At 64.9% G+C, this 15,870-nt stretch carries 13 protein-coding genes; 9 read left to right on the top strand and 4 right to left on the bottom strand.

Annotated features, from left to right (window positions below; all coding sequences use genetic code 11):
- Nucleotides 1-4 precede the first annotated feature (4 nt).
- From CH276_RS09815 to CH276_RS09805, 3 genes are all read left to right on the top strand, one after another.
- Entirely contained in the window at nt 5-1,879 is a 1,875-nt protein-coding gene (locus CH276_RS09815; RefSeq protein WP_141214686.1) for an ATP-binding protein, read from the top strand.
- A 127-nt stretch (nt 1,880-2,006) separates the two neighbouring features.
- The gene (locus CH276_RS09810; RefSeq protein ID WP_094629032.1) at nt 2,007-3,431 is read left to right on the top strand and encodes a phenylacetate--CoA ligase family protein; all 1,425 of its coding nucleotides are present in this window, start codon (nt 2,007-2,009) and stop codon (nt 3,429-3,431) included.
- A 65-nt stretch (nt 3,432-3,496) separates the two neighbouring features.
- Nucleotides 3,497-3,922 carry a pyridoxamine 5'-phosphate oxidase family protein gene (locus tag CH276_RS09805; protein ID WP_094629031.1) on the top strand — a complete coding sequence of 142 codons (426 nt, stop codon included), beginning with the start codon at nt 3,497-3,499 and terminating at the stop codon, nt 3,920-3,922.
- Nucleotides 3,923-3,950: 28 nt separating this feature from the next.
- On the opposite strand, the gene CH276_RS09800 is transcribed toward CH276_RS09805, so the two are convergent.
- Both CH276_RS09800 and leuS read right to left on the bottom strand, forming a co-directional pair.
- Nucleotides 3,951-5,189 (bottom strand): lipase family protein, encoded by a 1,239-nt coding sequence (locus CH276_RS09800; protein WP_176459184.1) that lies wholly within the window; start codon nt 5,187-5,189, stop codon nt 3,951-3,953.
- 122 nt (nt 5,190-5,311) lie between these two features.
- On the bottom strand, nt 5,312-8,134 hold the full coding sequence (gene leuS, locus CH276_RS09795) for a leucine--tRNA ligase (RefSeq protein WP_094629029.1): 2,823 nt from the start codon (nt 8,132-8,134) through the stop codon (nt 5,312-5,314).
- 68 nt (nt 8,135-8,202) lie between these two features.
- Between leuS and CH276_RS09790 the strand changes: the two genes are divergently transcribed.
- The 4 genes from CH276_RS09790 to CH276_RS09775 are packed head-to-tail and all read left to right on the top strand — an operon-like array spanning nt 8,203 to nt 12,003.
- The gene (locus tag CH276_RS09790; RefSeq protein ID WP_094629210.1) at nt 8,203-8,607 is read left to right on the top strand and encodes an SdpI family protein; all 405 of its coding nucleotides are present in this window, start codon (nt 8,203-8,205) and stop codon (nt 8,605-8,607) included.
- 9 nt (nt 8,608-8,616) lie between these two features.
- Nucleotides 8,617-9,597, top strand: a complete 981-nt coding sequence (locus CH276_RS09785; protein WP_094629028.1) for a DUF1648 domain-containing protein — start codon at nt 8,617-8,619, stop codon at nt 9,595-9,597.
- 9 nt (nt 9,598-9,606) lie between these two features.
- A complete protein-coding gene (locus tag CH276_RS09780; protein ID WP_094629027.1) occupies nt 9,607-10,608 on the top strand; it encodes a bile acid:sodium symporter family protein in 1,002 nt (333 codons plus the stop codon).
- Between the two features lie 33 nt (nt 10,609-10,641).
- Nucleotides 10,642-12,003 carry a glutamate decarboxylase gene (locus tag CH276_RS09775; protein WP_094629026.1) on the top strand — a complete coding sequence of 454 codons (1,362 nt, stop codon included), beginning with the start codon at nt 10,642-10,644 and terminating at the stop codon, nt 12,001-12,003.
- 64 nt (nt 12,004-12,067) lie between these two features.
- On the opposite strand, the gene CH276_RS09770 is transcribed toward CH276_RS09775, so the two are convergent.
- Both CH276_RS09770 and CH276_RS09765 read right to left on the bottom strand, forming a co-directional pair.
- Entirely contained in the window at nt 12,068-12,685 is a 618-nt protein-coding gene (locus tag CH276_RS09770; RefSeq protein ID WP_032396966.1) for a YqgE/AlgH family protein, read from the bottom strand.
- 86 nt (nt 12,686-12,771) lie between these two features.
- Complete coding sequence (locus CH276_RS09765; protein ID WP_094629024.1) at nt 12,772-13,461, bottom strand: TetR/AcrR family transcriptional regulator; 690 nt, start codon at nt 13,459-13,461, stop codon at nt 12,772-12,774.
- A 117-nt stretch (nt 13,462-13,578) separates the two neighbouring features.
- Here CH276_RS09765 and CH276_RS09760 point away from each other — a divergent pair, with 117 nt between their 5' ends.
- Nucleotides 13,579-14,508 (top strand): NAD-dependent epimerase/dehydratase family protein, encoded by a 930-nt coding sequence (locus tag CH276_RS09760; RefSeq protein WP_094629023.1) that lies wholly within the window; start codon nt 13,579-13,581, stop codon nt 14,506-14,508.
- A 24-nt stretch (nt 14,509-14,532) separates the two neighbouring features.
- Nucleotides 14,533-15,819, top strand: coding sequence for an MFS transporter (locus CH276_RS09755; RefSeq protein WP_094629022.1), 1,287 nt, complete (start codon nt 14,533-14,535; stop codon nt 15,817-15,819).
- The last annotated feature ends 51 nt before the right edge of the window (nt 15,820-15,870 follow it).

Raw genomic sequence — 15,870 nt, 5'->3', positions numbered from 1 at the left:
GAGTGTGACCGAAAAGGGTCTCATGCAATGGGATCGATTGGCACGGCTGTCGGAGCACCTGCTCGACGACATCGAGGTCGGATCCGGAGACGACGGCACTTGGTATGTGAGTCGCGATATCGAGGCAGCGCTGCTACGACGCACGGTCCAGGGATCCGAGCCACAGATTGTCGTCGGTGAAGCCGGGCACGGAAAATCGACACTGCTGTGGTCGCTCCACCGAGCACTACAGGAGCAGGGGTTTGATCCGCTGCTGGTCTCTGCCACCTGGTTACATCCTGGAGACGACGGCATTCGTACAACCTCGACCGCCGAGATCATCTCCGCCATCACCGGTCGACCGGGCGCGATACTGCTGCTCGACACCGCGGACCTCATGCTGCACAGCCGCTCTGCTCGCCACGACATCCTCGACCTGGTCACAGTGGTCGCCCGGATGGCAGTCCCCGTTGTTCTGACGACCAGGCCGCTCGAAGGTCAAATCCTTCCCGCGAACCTGGGGCACAGGATCACACTGGGGCCGTTTTCCTCGAACTCCGAACTTCCGACGGCAATCGAAGCATTGACCGTCGAATTCATCGCCGACGACTCGGTAAAGCCTTCGAATCCGGTGTCGGCGATCCAGACCGCCCTGGCTCGCGGTGCTCTCGTCGACGACGTATGTACCAGCCCCTTACTGCTCAGACTGCTGTTCTCGTTGTCGGCACCACACTTCCCTCAGCTGGAACTCGACGTCACCGGCCTCTACAACCTGTTCTGGTCACGCCGCATCGTCAGCGATCACCGCTCCGGACCGGAGCTACCGGCTGACGACTCTGATGACCTCTCCGCCAGTGCCGGGTTTCTGGCGATCGCCATGCTCGCCTTGGGCACACCCGAACCACCCGTCGACGTCGTTGTTCGTCGCGCGGCGCAGGTCGCCGCATCGGTTGACCATGCGTACGACGACGTGGTCCTGCGCAGACATGTACGGGCACTGACCCGGCGCGGCGTACTGGTCACAACCGACAACCGTGCCCGATTTCTCCATCAGACGTTCTTCGAGTTCGCCGCCGCCAAGGGGCTCGCCAACAGGGGGGCCGAAGGCGAACTACCGAGATTGATCGCTCGGGTTGCACAGACGCCCGACGATCTCTTCGTCGGTGCCGTGGTCGAACAAACCTTGATCATCCTGGGATCAGATCTGCTGGCCAGACCAGCAGTGCGCGCGAGCTGCCAGACCCTCATCCGCACCGGGCTTCCGTATCCCATCTCGATTGCCATGACCGTGTGGGCGCACCACCCGGCACTACTCGAGCTCACCCCTGACATGTTCTCTGCGGTCGCCGATGACCAGCTGCGCCGATACCTGACGACGCTGCCCTTGTTGGACTCACGTCAATTTGCCGAGCGTGCAAGAGATTTCGGCAACCGTCTCGACATCATTCCCAGGGGAACAGGAACGGGAACATTTCACGAAATTCTGTCGCCTCACGACGGCTCGATCCATCCGCCCGATTCGCGGGTGCCCGACGAACTCACCGCGTACCAAGAGCGCCTCGTTCGCGCTCTGCAACGCCTGGAGGCACGGCGGGGCGACCTGGAACGCGCCACGGATGAGGCCTACCGTTCGATTCGACGCGCCGCCGGCAGCGAAGACGACGATCAGCTCGGCCGCACCTTGTTCAGCATTTCCCGATCTGCGTTCTATCGACTGAAAGCCGGTTCCAGTTGGAGCGCACCTGGAAGAAAGCTCTGCGCCGACATCGATGCTCACGGAGACACCATCGGCGAGCGCTTCGACCTCACGCGGTTGCAGGACTCCTATGCGGCCGCGGCTCAGGAGGCGGACGATGCCCGCCATTCCAGGGATTGGCACGGCGGATCCGCAGGTCAATGATGTTCGTCGCCAGTTCCGAGTTTCGCGAGAAGTCGAACAAGCACGCCGCGCGATCGGATCACACAGTCCCCCATGTGATTCCCGTTCACCGCCCGGCCGGCGGTGGACATGATCGAAAGGTCACGCCTTGAACTCAGCAGATCTGCACGACCCCGCACATGCAGCGCTTCGACTTGTCCAATCCATCGCTCTCTCGGTACCTGCGTATCGCCGTCTGCTCCACGAGAACGGGATCGAGGTCGACTCGATCGCAACGATGACCGACCTGACGCAGCTACCGACCACATCGAAAGACAACTATCGCCGCCTGAACACCCTCGTCGATCTGCAATCCGGACAGCCCGAAGATGTCGAAACCATCGCCAGTAGCGCCGGATCGTCGGGCACCCCGACCTTCTGGTCACGCGGGCAGCGCAGCACCGAACACGGAGCAGCCATGTTCGGCGACGTACTGCGGGAAAGTGCCGACACGGAACACCGAGCGACCCTGGCACTCGTAACGTTTCCCCTCGGACCGTACATCGGGGGTGCATTCATGTACGCCATGCTGCTCGAACTCCGTAAACGTGGCCACCGACTGTCGATAGCGACTCCGGGCATGGACCCTGACGTCATCGCGAACGTGGTATCCGAGGCCGCAGACGGGTACCGGCAGGTAGTGATCTTCGCGTACCCGCCGATCGCGCGGGATCTCCTCGACACCCACGGCGACCTGCTTCGTCGACACGACGTCGTCATAATCGTCGGCGGCGAACCCGTCAGTGAAGCGTGGCGCTCCCTCGTCCACGACATGCTGGGCGACAAAGGCGGAGACCGTGTACGAGTGGTGTACGGGGCAACCGACGTCGGATTTGTCGGATACGAAACGGCCGCCACGATCGCCATACGGTCGGCGGCAGCTGAGGATTCGGCCTTGAATCGCGCGATATTCGGCACCGAGTACGCCGAAGGAGATGTCGTGCAGCAACCCGCCTTCGTGCAATACCAGCCCGAATTCACCTACATCGAAGTCGACTCCGAGGGCTACCTGCTCTTCACCGTCGGCGGCGTACTACCGCTCGTGCGCTACCGGGTGAACGACAGGGGTGAAACCCTCGTCGGCAGCGCCGTCCGCGAGCGACTGGCCGACGCCGGCCATCCCGCTCTGGCGCAAAGTATCGACCCGAATGCCCACTACCTCTTGGTATTCGGACGTACGGACGTCGCCGCGATCTACAGTGCCGTCAACATCTACCCCGACTACTTCCGGCCTGCCGTCGAACACATCTCTCTGGCGACGCGGTTGACCGGGCGTTTCATCGCACGCTGCGAGGCCGACAGCGAACAGCGTCAGACACTGACCCTCGATGTCGAGCTTCGCCCCCAACAGCAGCCCGACCCGGAGACCGCCGAACAGGTTCAACAGCTCTCCATCGCCAGTCTTCGGCAATTGAGCGCCGAGTATCGCATTGTTCACGATCAGAAAGGCCGAGAGGCAGAACCTGTCGTTCACCTGAGGCCGTTCCGATCGGACGGTTTTGTCACAGGCGGAAAGCAGAAGTCCGTCGAGTAAGCACTGTTGACCCGAGGGTGCGTCCAGGTCTGGAACTCTGTCTGCGAAAGTCCTACGGTTGTGTCATGGCACTGTCGAAGGCAGAACGCGAAGAATTTCTGGCCGAGTCTCACGTCGCCGCGCTGTCCGTCTCCGCGGGCCCGGATCGCGGTCCGTTGACCGTCCCCATCTGGTACGACTACACACCTGGTGGCCAGGCCTGGGTTCTCACCGGAAAGACGCCCAGGAAAGCCGAATCGATCAGGGCTGCACAGCGTTTCACACTCATGATCGAGCAGACGAATCCGACCATCAAATACGTGTCAGTCGAGGGACCGGTTGCGCGGGAAGAGCCGAGTACGCCGGAGCTACTACGCGCCATGGCTGCGCGCTACCTACCGCCGGAGAAGGTCGACGGCTATCTCGAAATGGCCGACAGCGAGCACGAAGAGAACGTGGTGTTCTACCTGCAGCCGGAGCACTGGCTGTCGGCCGATCTGGGCGCGATCTGAGGTAGCGCGCCGGTAGCGCCTTCCCGAATCAGGTGGTCGGTGTCAGGGCGTTGCCGGGCGGGACGGGCGCACAGTTGCTGCGCGTCGGCCCACCGCCGAACCGCTCGGTCAGGAACTGCAGGCTCTGCGCCTCGAACACCGGGAACGCATCGCTGTGCGTCAGGCCGTCGTACTGTGCGTACTGCACATCGACGCCCCGCCCGCAGTATGCGTACGCCAGCCCCTGCACGTCGCCGGTGATCATGATCGTGTCGCCGATCGGATCGGCGTGCCCGACAGCGAGGAACATCGGCGTTCGCGGAGTGCCCTGACTGCCCATGATGTTGTCGTCGATCGCTGCCACGACCTCGGGTACGTCCAGCAGTGAGGTGTACGGGGCCTTGACCATCGACGCGTCGGTGAGCGTCGGATAGTCGTCGGCGAACTGCGCGATGCACTCCTGATCGACCTGATCGATGACCTCGAGGCCGTAGTCGGAGATGAAACTGTTCAGGTCGAGGCCGTATGCACGTTCGTAGGCGACCACCAGTGCCGGGATGACACCCGCCCACTGCTTGTTTCCGCTGACGTACGGCAGGTTGTGAGCCAGGTCGACCGGCAGCCCGCCGGCCGCCGCACCGACGAGGTTCAGCTCGGGGGCGTACTCGGGAGCGATCTCGGCACCCCACTGCGTCGGCACGGATCCACCGGAGTACCCGACCATGCCGACGGGCGTGCTCGACGGAAGCCCCAGAAAGGACTGGGCCGCACGAACGCCGTCCAGCGCTGCGTAGCCCGACTGCCGCCCGATCGTCCACTCGAGCTCCTCACCCTCGTAATCCGGTACGACGACGGTGTAGCCGGCTGCGAGGTAGCCGGCAATGACCGCCTGTTCCGCGCCGGCAATGGGACTCGTCGACCCGCCGCTGAGCGTGTACGAGGGATTGCACTGAGAGCCGAGCGCGTCGTAGGCCATGTGGTACGAGACGATCCGCGTCGGCCCGGGAACCAAGGGCCGCAGCACAGTTGCGACCGTGACGACGCCGTCACCTTGCTGGTCGGTGGTTCGGTACAGAACCTGGCTACCCGTGATCGGCGTCGGCTGGCTGGGGGTACGGAACGTCATGGGCCTGGACCGAAGCACCGTTCCCGGGGAGACGTCCAGCCCGCCGTCCCACTCGTAGAACGGATCGTCGGCGGGAATCGCTGAGCCCGGCCCCGGATCTGCTTGTGCCACAGGGACACTGACAAGCGACGCGGAACCGAGGAGTAGAACGACCGAGGCCATCAGCCTCATTGCAAAGCCTCTACCAGCCAGTGACATGGAACAATTAAACCCCCGCGAACTCGAAGTCATGGACGGAATCACCGCGATTTTCGTCCATAACTTCGAGTTCGGCGGAGGCTGGGTTACTTCAGGACGATGTTCACCATTCGACCCGGGATCACGATGATCTTGGTCGGGGCCTTGCCGTCGAGCAGGGCCACAATTTTCTCGTCGGCGAGCGCAGTCTTCTCGACGTCGTCCTTCGTCGCATCGGCGGGGACGGTGATGCGGCTGCGGACCTTGCCGTTGACCTGGATGGGGTAGTCGACGGTATCGGCGACGAGCCACTTCTTCTCCACGCGCGGGAAAGGCCCGTGCGCCAACGACTTCTCGTGACCGAGCTTGCTCCACAGTTCCTCGGACAGGTGCGGTGCCAACGGAGCGAGCATCAGGATCAGCGGCTCCACCACCCCACGCGGGGCACCGTCGGGGTACGCCTTGGTGATGTGGTTGGTCAGCTCGATCAGCTTGGCGCCGGCCGTATTGTCGCGCAGCGCAGCGTAATCCGCGTGCACACCGTCGATAACGCGGTTGAGTACGCGCAGCGTGTCCTCGGTGGGCTTGGCGTCGGTGACGCGGACCTCGCCGGTCACCTCGTCGAGCACCAGTCGCCACACCCGCTGGAGGAAGCGCTGCGCGCCGACGACATCCTTGGTCGCCCACGGCCGCGAGGTGTCCAGCGGTCCCATCGACATCTCGTAGAAGCGCAGGGTGTCGGCACCGTACTCGGCGAAGATCTCGTCGGGGGAGACCGAGTTCTTCAGCGACTTACCCATCTTTCCGTACTCACGGTTGACGGGCTGGTCGTGGTGGAAGTAGCCACCGTCGCGCTCGATCACCTCGGCCGCGGGCACGTAGACGCCGCGAGCGTCGGTGAAAGCGTAGGCCTGGATGTAGCCCTGGTTGTAGAGGCGACGGTACGGCTCGCTCGAGCTGACGTGGCCCAGATCGAACAGCACCTTGTGCCAGAAGCGCGAGTACAGCAGGTGCAGCACCGCATGCTCGACGCCACCGACGTAGAGATCGACTCCGCCGGGATCGTGGGGTCCGTGGATCTCCGGACGCGGTCCGACCCAGTACTTCTCGTTCTCCGGGTCGGCGAAGGCTTCGGAGTTGGTAGGGTCGATGTAGCGCAGCTGGTACCAGGAGCTACCGGCCCACTGCGGCATCACGTTGGTGTCACGGGTGTAGGTCTGCAGCCCGTCGCCCAGATCCAGTTCGACGTTGACCCATTCGCTGGCCTTGGCCAGGGGCGGGGACGGCTCGGAGCCCGCGTCGTCGGGATCGAACGACACCGGTGCGTAGTTCTCGACCTCCGGAAGTTGCACCGGCAGAGCAGAATCCGGCAGCCCGTGCGGGTTGCCCTCTGCGTCCCAGACGATCGGGAAGGGCTCGCCCCAGTAACGCTGGCGAGCGAACAGCCAGTCGCGCAGCTTGTACTGAATGGTGCCGCGGCCGGTGCCGTCGGCTTCCAGTCGCGCGATGACGGCGGCCTTGGCCTCGTCCACCGGCAAGCCGTCGAGGAAGTCGGAGTTCACCAGCTCACCGTCGCCGACGTATGCGGCCTCGGTGACGTCTCCGCCCGAGATGACTTCGCGCACAGGCAGATCGAACGCGGTGGCGAACTCCCAGTCGCGTGCGTCGTGTCCGGGGACGGCCATGATCGCGCCGGTGCCGTAGCCGGTCAGCACGTAGTCGGCGATGAACACCGGCACCTGCTCACCGTTGACCGGGTTCTTCACGTAGGCACCGATGAAGACGCCGGTCTTCTCCTTGTTCTCCTGCCGCTCCAGATCGGACTTGGCCGCGATCGACGCGCGGTATGCGGCAACGGCTTCCGCGGGGGTTGCGGCTCCGCCGGTCCACTTGTCGGAGACGTCCGCCGGCCACTGTTCGGCCACCATGCCGTCGACCAGCTCGTGCTCGGGGGCGAGCACCACGTAGGTGGCACCGAACAGCGTGTCCGGACGAGTGGTGAACACCTCGATGTTCGAGAAGGAGACCTGCGCACCGCGGGAGCGCCCGATCCAGTTGCGCTGCATGGTCTTGACCTTCTCGGGCCAATCCAGGTACTCGAGATCGTCGACCAAGCGGTCCGAGTACGCGGTGATCCGCATCATCCACTGCCGCAGGTTCTTTCGGAACACCGGGAAGTTTCCACGATCGCTGCGTCCGTCGGCGGTGACCTCCTCGTTGGCGAGCACCGTACCCAGACCGGGGCACCAGTTGACCATCGAGTTGGATTCGTACACCAGACGGAAGCCGTCGATCACCTCGCGGCGTTCACCGACGGTCAGCGACTCCCAGGAGCGGCCGTCGTCGAGGGTCCGCTCGCCCGAGGCGAAGGCCGCCTCCAGCTCGGAGATCGGACGCGCCTTGTTCTGATCGACGTCGAACCAGGCATTGAAGATCTGCAGGAAGATCCACTGCGTCCAGTGGTAGAAGTCGACGTCCGTCGTCGCCAGGGACCGTCGGCGATCGTGCCCGAGACCCAGCCGACGCAGTTGGCGTCGCATGTTGGTGATGTTGTCCTCGGTGGTGCTGCGCGGGTGCGTGCCCGTCTGCACGGCGTACTGCTCGGCCGGCAGACCGAATGCGTCGTAACCCAGCGCGTGCAGCACGTTGCGGCCCTGCATGCGGTGATAGCGCGCGAAGACGTCGGTGGCGATGTAGCCGAGGGGGTGACCGACATGCAGCCCACTGCCCGAGGGGTACGGGAACATGTCCTGGACGAAGAGTTTGTCCTTCGGGACGTCTCCGGCGAGGCTTCCGACCGGATTGGGCGCGTCGAAAGTGCCCTGCGTCTCCCACAGGTCCTGCCACTGCTCCTCGATGTGCCCGGCGAGTTCGGCCGTGTAGCGGTACTCGGGGGCGGACTCGGTGGGTGCTTCAACGGAATCGGTCACACCTACCAGCCTAAAGTGTGACGCGGCCCGCCTGGTACCAGGACCTCGCTGCGCCGTATCCTGGCCAGGTGGTCATCGTCTCGGTTGTGTTGTTCGTGCTCGCCCTCGTCGTCGGCGCTGTCGCTGTCGCGTCACTGCTGGGCCGGCTGCCACGCAACCGTTTCGCGGGTGTCCGCACCGCCGAGGCCATGCGTGACGACGAAACGTTCACCCTCGCCAACCGCGTCGCCGGCCCCACCACCGCCGCATCGGCCCTGGTACTGGCCATCGGCGCCGTGGCCGCTCTCGCACTGAGCGGCATCGCCGCTGTCGTCGGCGTCGTCGTTGCCCTCGTCTCCGCGCTGTTCATCGCCGCGGCCGGCGGGACCATCGGGGCCCGCGCAGCAGCGGCCGTTCCGCCACCCGCCGAGGCGGACGGATGCGGAAGCTCGTGCATCTCGTGCAGCCTCAAGGACGCCTGCCAGCCGAGCTGAGCCGAGCAGATGAAATCGAGGGCTGCCCGCACGTTCGATCCCGCCGGGGTCGTCTTCGGTGTTCTCGGACCTCTGGTCGTCGCTGCTCTCGGTCTCGTCCTCGCGTACCTGTGGCAGGACCGTCTGCCGGAGCAGGTCGCCACGCACTTCAGCGGCACCGAACCCGACGACTTCGCCGACCCGCTCTCCAACGCCTGGACCCTCGCGGTCGTGATCGTGCTGGTGGGCGGCGGGTGCAGTGCCGTCGCATCATTGGCTCGGGTGCTGCTGATCATGCGTCGCACGATGCTGATCATCGGGCTGACCGTCGTCGGGACCATCGGTGTTCTGCAGATCGCGACCCTCGTCCGTGAACTGGACATGGCGACCGCGCAGAGCGTCACCATCCCCGGTTGGGCCATGGCGGTGGGAACCGTCGCCGGCTTCGCGGCCGGACTGTTCGGCGCATCGCGGCTGCGCGACCACCGCGAGCGCGTTCTCGCCACCTCGCCGCCGCACTCCGATCTGCCGCGGTGCAATCCCGAATTGCCCCTGGTCGTCCATGTCGGTGCCAGTCGAGTCGCCGGCACGACCGTCGCGGCGGTATCTCTGGCAGGCGCTGCTCTGACGTGCTACCTGTCCAGCTCGCTGTGGCCGATCTTCCTGTTCGCACCGCTGACGATTCTCATCCTGTCCCTGCTGCGCTTCACCGTGCACGTCGACAGCGACGGCCTGTACGTATCGAGTCTGGGAATGGCCGCGTTCGACTACGACATCGACGAGATCACCGGCTCGTCCGTTCGAACGGTGGACCCGTCGAAGGAGTTCGGTGGTTGGGGTCTACGGGCCAAGGGACGCGGCAACTACGCCGTCGCCACCGAAGCCGGGCCCGCGGCCTTCGTCACGTTCGCGAACGGGGACCGGCTCACCATCGGGTCTGCCGACGCGGCGATCATCGCGGGAACCCTCAACACCCTCACCGATCGGACCCGCAGCACCACGATGGATTAAGTTAGCCGAGTGAAGTTGTTGCGGGATACCGTGCTGGATCCCTTCCTGTTGGGCATCTTCGCGGTCGCCGCGCTGGCAAGTCTCTTCCCGGCCACCGGCACAGCGGAGGACGTCCTGGGCTGGATCACGCGCATCGCCATTGCGCTGCTGTTCCTGATCTACGGCGCTCGGCTCTCGCCGCGCGACGCCTGGGACGGCGTCAAGCACTGGCGGCTGCACTCGGTGATCCTGGCGTGCACGTACCTGCTGTTCCCCGCGCTCGGGCTTGCGCTGCGGATTCTCGTCCCCGGGGTGATCAGTGACGACCTCTACACCGGAATCCTGTTTCTGTGTCTGGTCCCCTCGACCGTCCAATCCTCGATCGCCTTCACCTCCATCGCACGCGGCAACGTCGCCGGAGCTGTCGTGAGTGCATCGTTCTCCAACATCATCGGCGTGTTCGTCACCCCACTGCTGGTGATCGCCCTGATGACCACCACGGGTTCCGTGACCATCGACCCCGGCTCGGTACTCGATATCGCTCTTCAACTGCTGCTTCCGTTCGCCGTCGGTCAGCTGATCCGGCCCTGGGTGACCGGATGGCTCACCCGACACAGCGCGCCGACGAAACTCGTCGACCGCGGTTCGATCCTGCTGGTGGTCTTCGCCGCCTTCAGCGAATCGATGAACCAGAACGTGTGGTCGTCGGTAGCGGTGTGGCGCATCGGAGTCGTCGTCGCCGTGTGCGCCGCGTTGCTCGCCCTGGTGCTCACGATCACCTGGTACGGAGGCAAGTTGTTGGGCTTCACGTTCGAGGATCGATTGGTGCTGCTGTTCTGCGGATCCAAGAAGAGTCTGGCCAGCGGTCTACCGATGGCGGCGGTGTTGTTCGTCGGCCAACCCGTCGGACTGATCGTGCTGCCGCTGTTGATCTTCCACCAGATCCAGCTGATGGTGTGCACCGTGATCGCGCAGCATTTCGCGCGACGGCCGGAAACGGAACTGGGCCCCGTGGCCCGCGTCGCGGACTAGATTGAAAACCAGTCGAGAACTCGGGAGAAGACGATGACCAGGAAACTGCACACCGACGGCGTCGTCTCTGCCGCCTACACCGGCCGCCTCGCCACCAATCCCGTACCCGCACTGCGACTTCCCGAGGACCAACTCGATCCGGAAGCCGCATACCGCTACATCCACGACGAACTGATGCTCGACGGCAGCTCGCGCCTGAATCTGGCGACGTTCGTCACCACGTGGATGGATCCGCAGGCCGAGAAGCTCATGGCGGAGACGTTCGACAAGAACATGATCGACAAGGACGAATACCCGTCCACCGCGGCCATCGAGGAGCGCTGCGTCAACATCGTCGCCGATCTGTTCCACGCGCCCGGGCTCGACCGAAACAACCCGTCGTCGGCCACCGGCGTGTCGACCATCGGGTCCAGTGAGGCCGTGATGCTGGCCGGGTTGGCACTCAAGTGGCGCTGGCGAGCCAAGGGCACCGGAACGGCCGCGCCGAATCTGGTGTTGGGCAGCAACGTTCAGGTGGTGTGGGAGAAGTTCTGCCGCTACTTCGACGTCGAGCCCAAGTACCTGCCCGTCGAACGTGGACGCTACGTCATCACCCCCGAGCAGGTTCGGGATGCAGTGGACGAGAACACCATCGGCGTCGTCGCGATTCTCGGCACCACGTTCACCGGAGAACTCGAACCGGTGCAGGAGATCTGCGCGGAACTGGACAGGATCGCGTCGAGCGGAGGCCCGGACGTCCCGGTCCATGTCGATGCGGCCAGCGGCGGCTTCGTCGTTCCGTTTCTCGACCCGGATCTCGAATGGGACTTCCGGCTGCCGCGGGTCAAGTCGATCAATGCCAGCGGCCACAAGTACGGATTGACCTATCCGGGAATCGGATTCGCAGTCTGGCGCACCAAGGAAGATCTTCCCGAGGACCTCGTGTTCCGGGTCAACTATCTCGGCGGAGACATGCCCACCTTCACCCTGAATTTCTCCAGGCCGGGAAATCAGGTGATCGGGCAGTACTACAACTTCCTGCGACTCGGCAGATCCGGATACACCGACATCATGAAAGCACTGCGCGACACGGCCGTTCGTGTGAGCAGGCATCTCGACGAACATCCCGACGTCGAGGTTGTCACCGACGGATCTGCGATCCCGGTGCTGTCGTTCATGTTGAAGGATCACTGCGACTTCACGGTCTTCGACGTCTCCCACGAACTACGCGCCCGTGGATGGCAGGTGCCGGCATACACGATGCCCGACGACGCCACCGACGTCGCAGTTCTCAGAGTCGTTGTCCGAGAGGGTTTCAGCGCGGATCTGGGCAGAATGCTGTGCAGCGCCATCGACGAAGTGATCGACGGACTGAAATCAGGCGGGCACTCGAACGCGAGGGCCTTCTCTCACTGAGTGCCTGCGGCAGTGGTGCGGTTGAGTGCCCTGGTTGGCACGTAACCGCACCACTGCATAGCACTCAGTTCCGGTCGACGTCGATCGGATGGGATGCCAGCAGCGCCAACGGCATCGGCTGCCGACGCAACACATGGGCCCACAGATCGATGCGTGGTGGCCCGATCACATCGGATGGCAAGGCAGACAACACCATCCAGTCCTCCCGGTCCAGTTCACCTTCGAGCTGGCCGAACGTCCACCCCGAGTACCCGGCGAAGATGCGGACACCTTCGACCAGTGGGGCGATATCGGCAGGATCGGAATCGAGATCGACCATCACCACTCGGCCGTCGACGCGTCGTAGACCGGCAACACCGTCGAGCGACACGCCGGTCCGCAGCGTCGCCAGGCACAGCGCCGAATCGCGCTTGACCGGGCCACCGACGTACAGCGCCTGCGGCTTGGCGGCCAGCTCGGACCAGTTGGGCAGCACGTTCTGCACCGCGGTATCGCTGGGACGGTTGATCACGACACCGAGGCTGCCCGCATCGTTGTGTTCGATGATGTAGATGACGGTGCGCCGAAACGTGGGCTCCACCAGTTCGATGGACGACACCAACAGGCTGCCTGGGCGGACATCGCGCAAGGCCGATGTCGTCTGGTCCTCGGGTTCCTCCGCATGCGATGCCACGCTAGCCATTGTGGCACCGCGCACCCGCCGATGTGGCGCAAGCACCGCGGCCAGTTTCCATGGGTCGTTCCGCGGGCTCCACTCCCGCCTCGGCCCTACCCGAGCCCGGCGATCTCGGTGAGAAGTCCCAACTGATACTCGAACAAGTCGTCCCTGTTGGCGAAGGTCGTGGCACCGTACTGATCGAACACGTCGAAGCTGATGGCCCCGAACAGCGACGCCCACACCATGACTCCCAGTGCGATCAGCCCGTCGGGCAGATCCGTCTCCATCTGCGCACGGATGTCCTCGAAGCTTCCGTGCAGTGACGCCAGCTCCGGCGGATCGGCCTCGACGTCCGGTCGACGTGTCTGCCACGCCGAGTGCAGGACGGCCACCAACGTGGTGATCACGCGCGTGCCCGGCCCGGTGGTCTGCTCCGCGGGCGCGTGATAGCCGGGCACCGGGCTGCCGAACAGCAACGCGTAGCGCGCCGGCTCCCGCAGTCCCCACTGTCGAACCGTCCGGCCGAGCGCGAGGAACTTCTCCCTGGGACTGTCCACCGCGTCCACCGCCGCGTCGACAGCGTCCCCGAGCTCGGTGTATCCGTCGACGACGAGCAGGGTCAGCAGCTCGTCGCGGCTGGCGACGTACCGGTAGACGGCGGAGGACACGACGCCGAGGTCCCGGGCGACTGCCCGCAGCGACAGGGCCGCGGCACCGTCGGCGGCCAGGTGCTCGCGTCCGATCCGCGTGATGTCGGCCAAGGTCTGCGCACGGGCTCGGGTGCGGGGGGTGCTCGCCATGGCTCTCACAGTAACTGCCGCTCTTTTTGGAGAGCACTGCTCTTGCTTTATTGCCGCCCCGGGTGCACACTAGTTACATCAGAGAGCACCGCTCTCGTTTACCGAATTGGAGCAGTCATGACCGAACTACACGTCGTCACCGGAGCCGGGCCCGCCGGCTGGACCGTCGCCGAACAACTTGCTGCACAGGGCCACTCGGTGCGCGTCCTCACCCGGTCGGGTAGCGGACCGGATCATCCGATGATCGAACGCCGCGCCGTCGACATCGAATCCGACGATCTTCGACCCCATCTGAGCGGTGCCACCGCGATCTACCACTGCACCCACGTCGCCTACGAGGACAAGGTGTGGCGGGACAAGCTCGAAGCGATGGAAAAGCGGGTGCTCGACGCGGCCGCGGGCACCGTCGTCGCGTTCCCCGAAAGTCTCTACGCCTACGGCCGAGTCGACGGACCGATCCGCGAGGACTCGCCCCGAGACGCGACGTTCCGGAAATTGGGAGTACGTACCGAGCTCCTCGCTGCGCGTGATGCGCACGCGACCCCCACCGTCAGCGTCGCCGCCTCGGATTTCTACGGGCCACGCGTGCTGGCCTCGCACATGGGGGAGCGGGTGATTGCGCCGATCCTGGCCGGCAAGCCGATCCGCGTCGTCGCCTCCGCCGATCTACCCCACTCGTTCACCTACGTCCCGGATCTGGCAGCCGCGATGATCACCGCCGCGGCGTCGCCATCGCTGTGGAACACCGTCCTGCATGCCCCGACAGCTCCCGCGGTATCGCAGCGATCCATGATCGAGATGTTCTCCGCTGCAGCTGGACTCACCGCACCGAAGGTCGGCGTCATTCCGGCCTGGGTGATGCGCGCACTGAGGCTGGTGCCCGGCCCGATGAAGGAACTCGGCGACACGCTGTATCAGTTCCGCTACCCCTATGTCCTCGACTCGAGCCGCAGCGAGAGCATCCTGGGGCAGCAGCCCACCTCACTCGTCGACGGTACGGCCGCCACGATGGCGTGGTGGGCCTCGACTCCCGCTGTCTCCGTATGACGCGCGGGGGCTAAAGTCCCGTCGGTGAGCGACGCGTCCTTCCGTACCCGACTGCGCCGGTCCCCGGGAGTCGGCAAGCTGACCACAGTTCGGTTCGCCGGTCAGTTCGGCGACGGGTTGTTCCAGGCCGCGCTCAGCGGTGCCATTCTGTTCAACCCGGAGCGTGCGACGAACCCGGCCGAGATCGCGGCCGGATTCGCGGTGTTGCTCGTCCCGTATTCAGTGGTCGGACCGTTCGCCGGGGCATTGCTCGACCGCTGGGATCGCCGCTCGGTCCTGCTGTGGGCCAACTTGATTCGCATCGTTCTGATCATGGCCACGGCAGGACTGCTGTGCAGTGGGGTCGATTCCACACCACTGCTTCTGCTGGCGTTGGCCACCGTGGGGCTCAGCCGGTTCGTGCTCGCCGGATCGTCGGCGTCGCTTCCTCACGTGGTTCGGCAGTCGTGGCTGGTGCCGATGAACTCGGTCCTTGCAACCGTCGGCTCCGGTTTCGCCGCCGCGGGTGCCGGCCTGGCTGTCGCGGTGATCGGCATCGTCGGTGCCGGCGATGTCGGCTCGGGGATCGCCGTGGGTCTGGCGGCCACCGGCTCGGTCGCAGGCGCTCTCGCGGCGTCACGGTTTCGGCCCCGATCACTGGGACCGGGAACCCCGAGCCGAACCGACAGTACTGTGAAAGACGTTGCGACAGGATTGAAATCGGGCGCACAGGCAGTCTGGCGCTCGGCCGGCGTCACGACCGCGATGATCGGCATCGGCGCACACCGCATCGTGTTCGGCATCAACACCCTGATCATGGTGTTGATTCTTCGCGAGACGACAGCGAGCAGCTTGCCCGGCGGACTCGCCGGCTTCGGCATAGCCGTGGGTGCCACCGCCACCGGCATGTTCCTCGCTGCTGTCATAACCCCCTTCGTCGTTCCCCGGTTGGGGCGCACCCGCACGATTGCCTCCGCTCTCGTGCTCGCCATCGCGGCGCAGCTCGGAGCCGTCTCCGCCCTGACGCAGACCAGCTTGCTGATCGGAGCCTTCCTCCTGGGCATCGCCGGGCAGACCGTCAAGCTCAGCGGGGACGCCGCCATGCAGATCGAGATCGACGACGCCCACCGCGGACGCGTCTTCGCGTTGCAGGACACCGTGTTCAACGTGGCATTCGTCTCTGCCCTCGCCGCTGCGGCCTTCGCCGTCGGCCCCGACACGACCGATCTGAGCCAGGACCCCAGTGCACACACGCTGGTGTTCGTCGGGGCGGGAATCTATACCCTCGGCCTGGCCGCAGCGGTGATCGACACCAGGCGCGCACGCCTCTGACGTGGTGTATCTTCTCGTACCGGACCGATGAGTATCGTCGGAGATCACGGG

Source organism: Rhodococcus sp. 06-470-2, assembly GCF_002258235.1.
Lineage (GTDB): Bacteria > Actinomycetota > Actinomycetes > Mycobacteriales > Mycobacteriaceae > Rhodococcoides.
The sequence above is the reverse complement of the archived record's forward strand: the minus strand, read 5'-3'. Positions and strand labels throughout refer to the sequence as shown.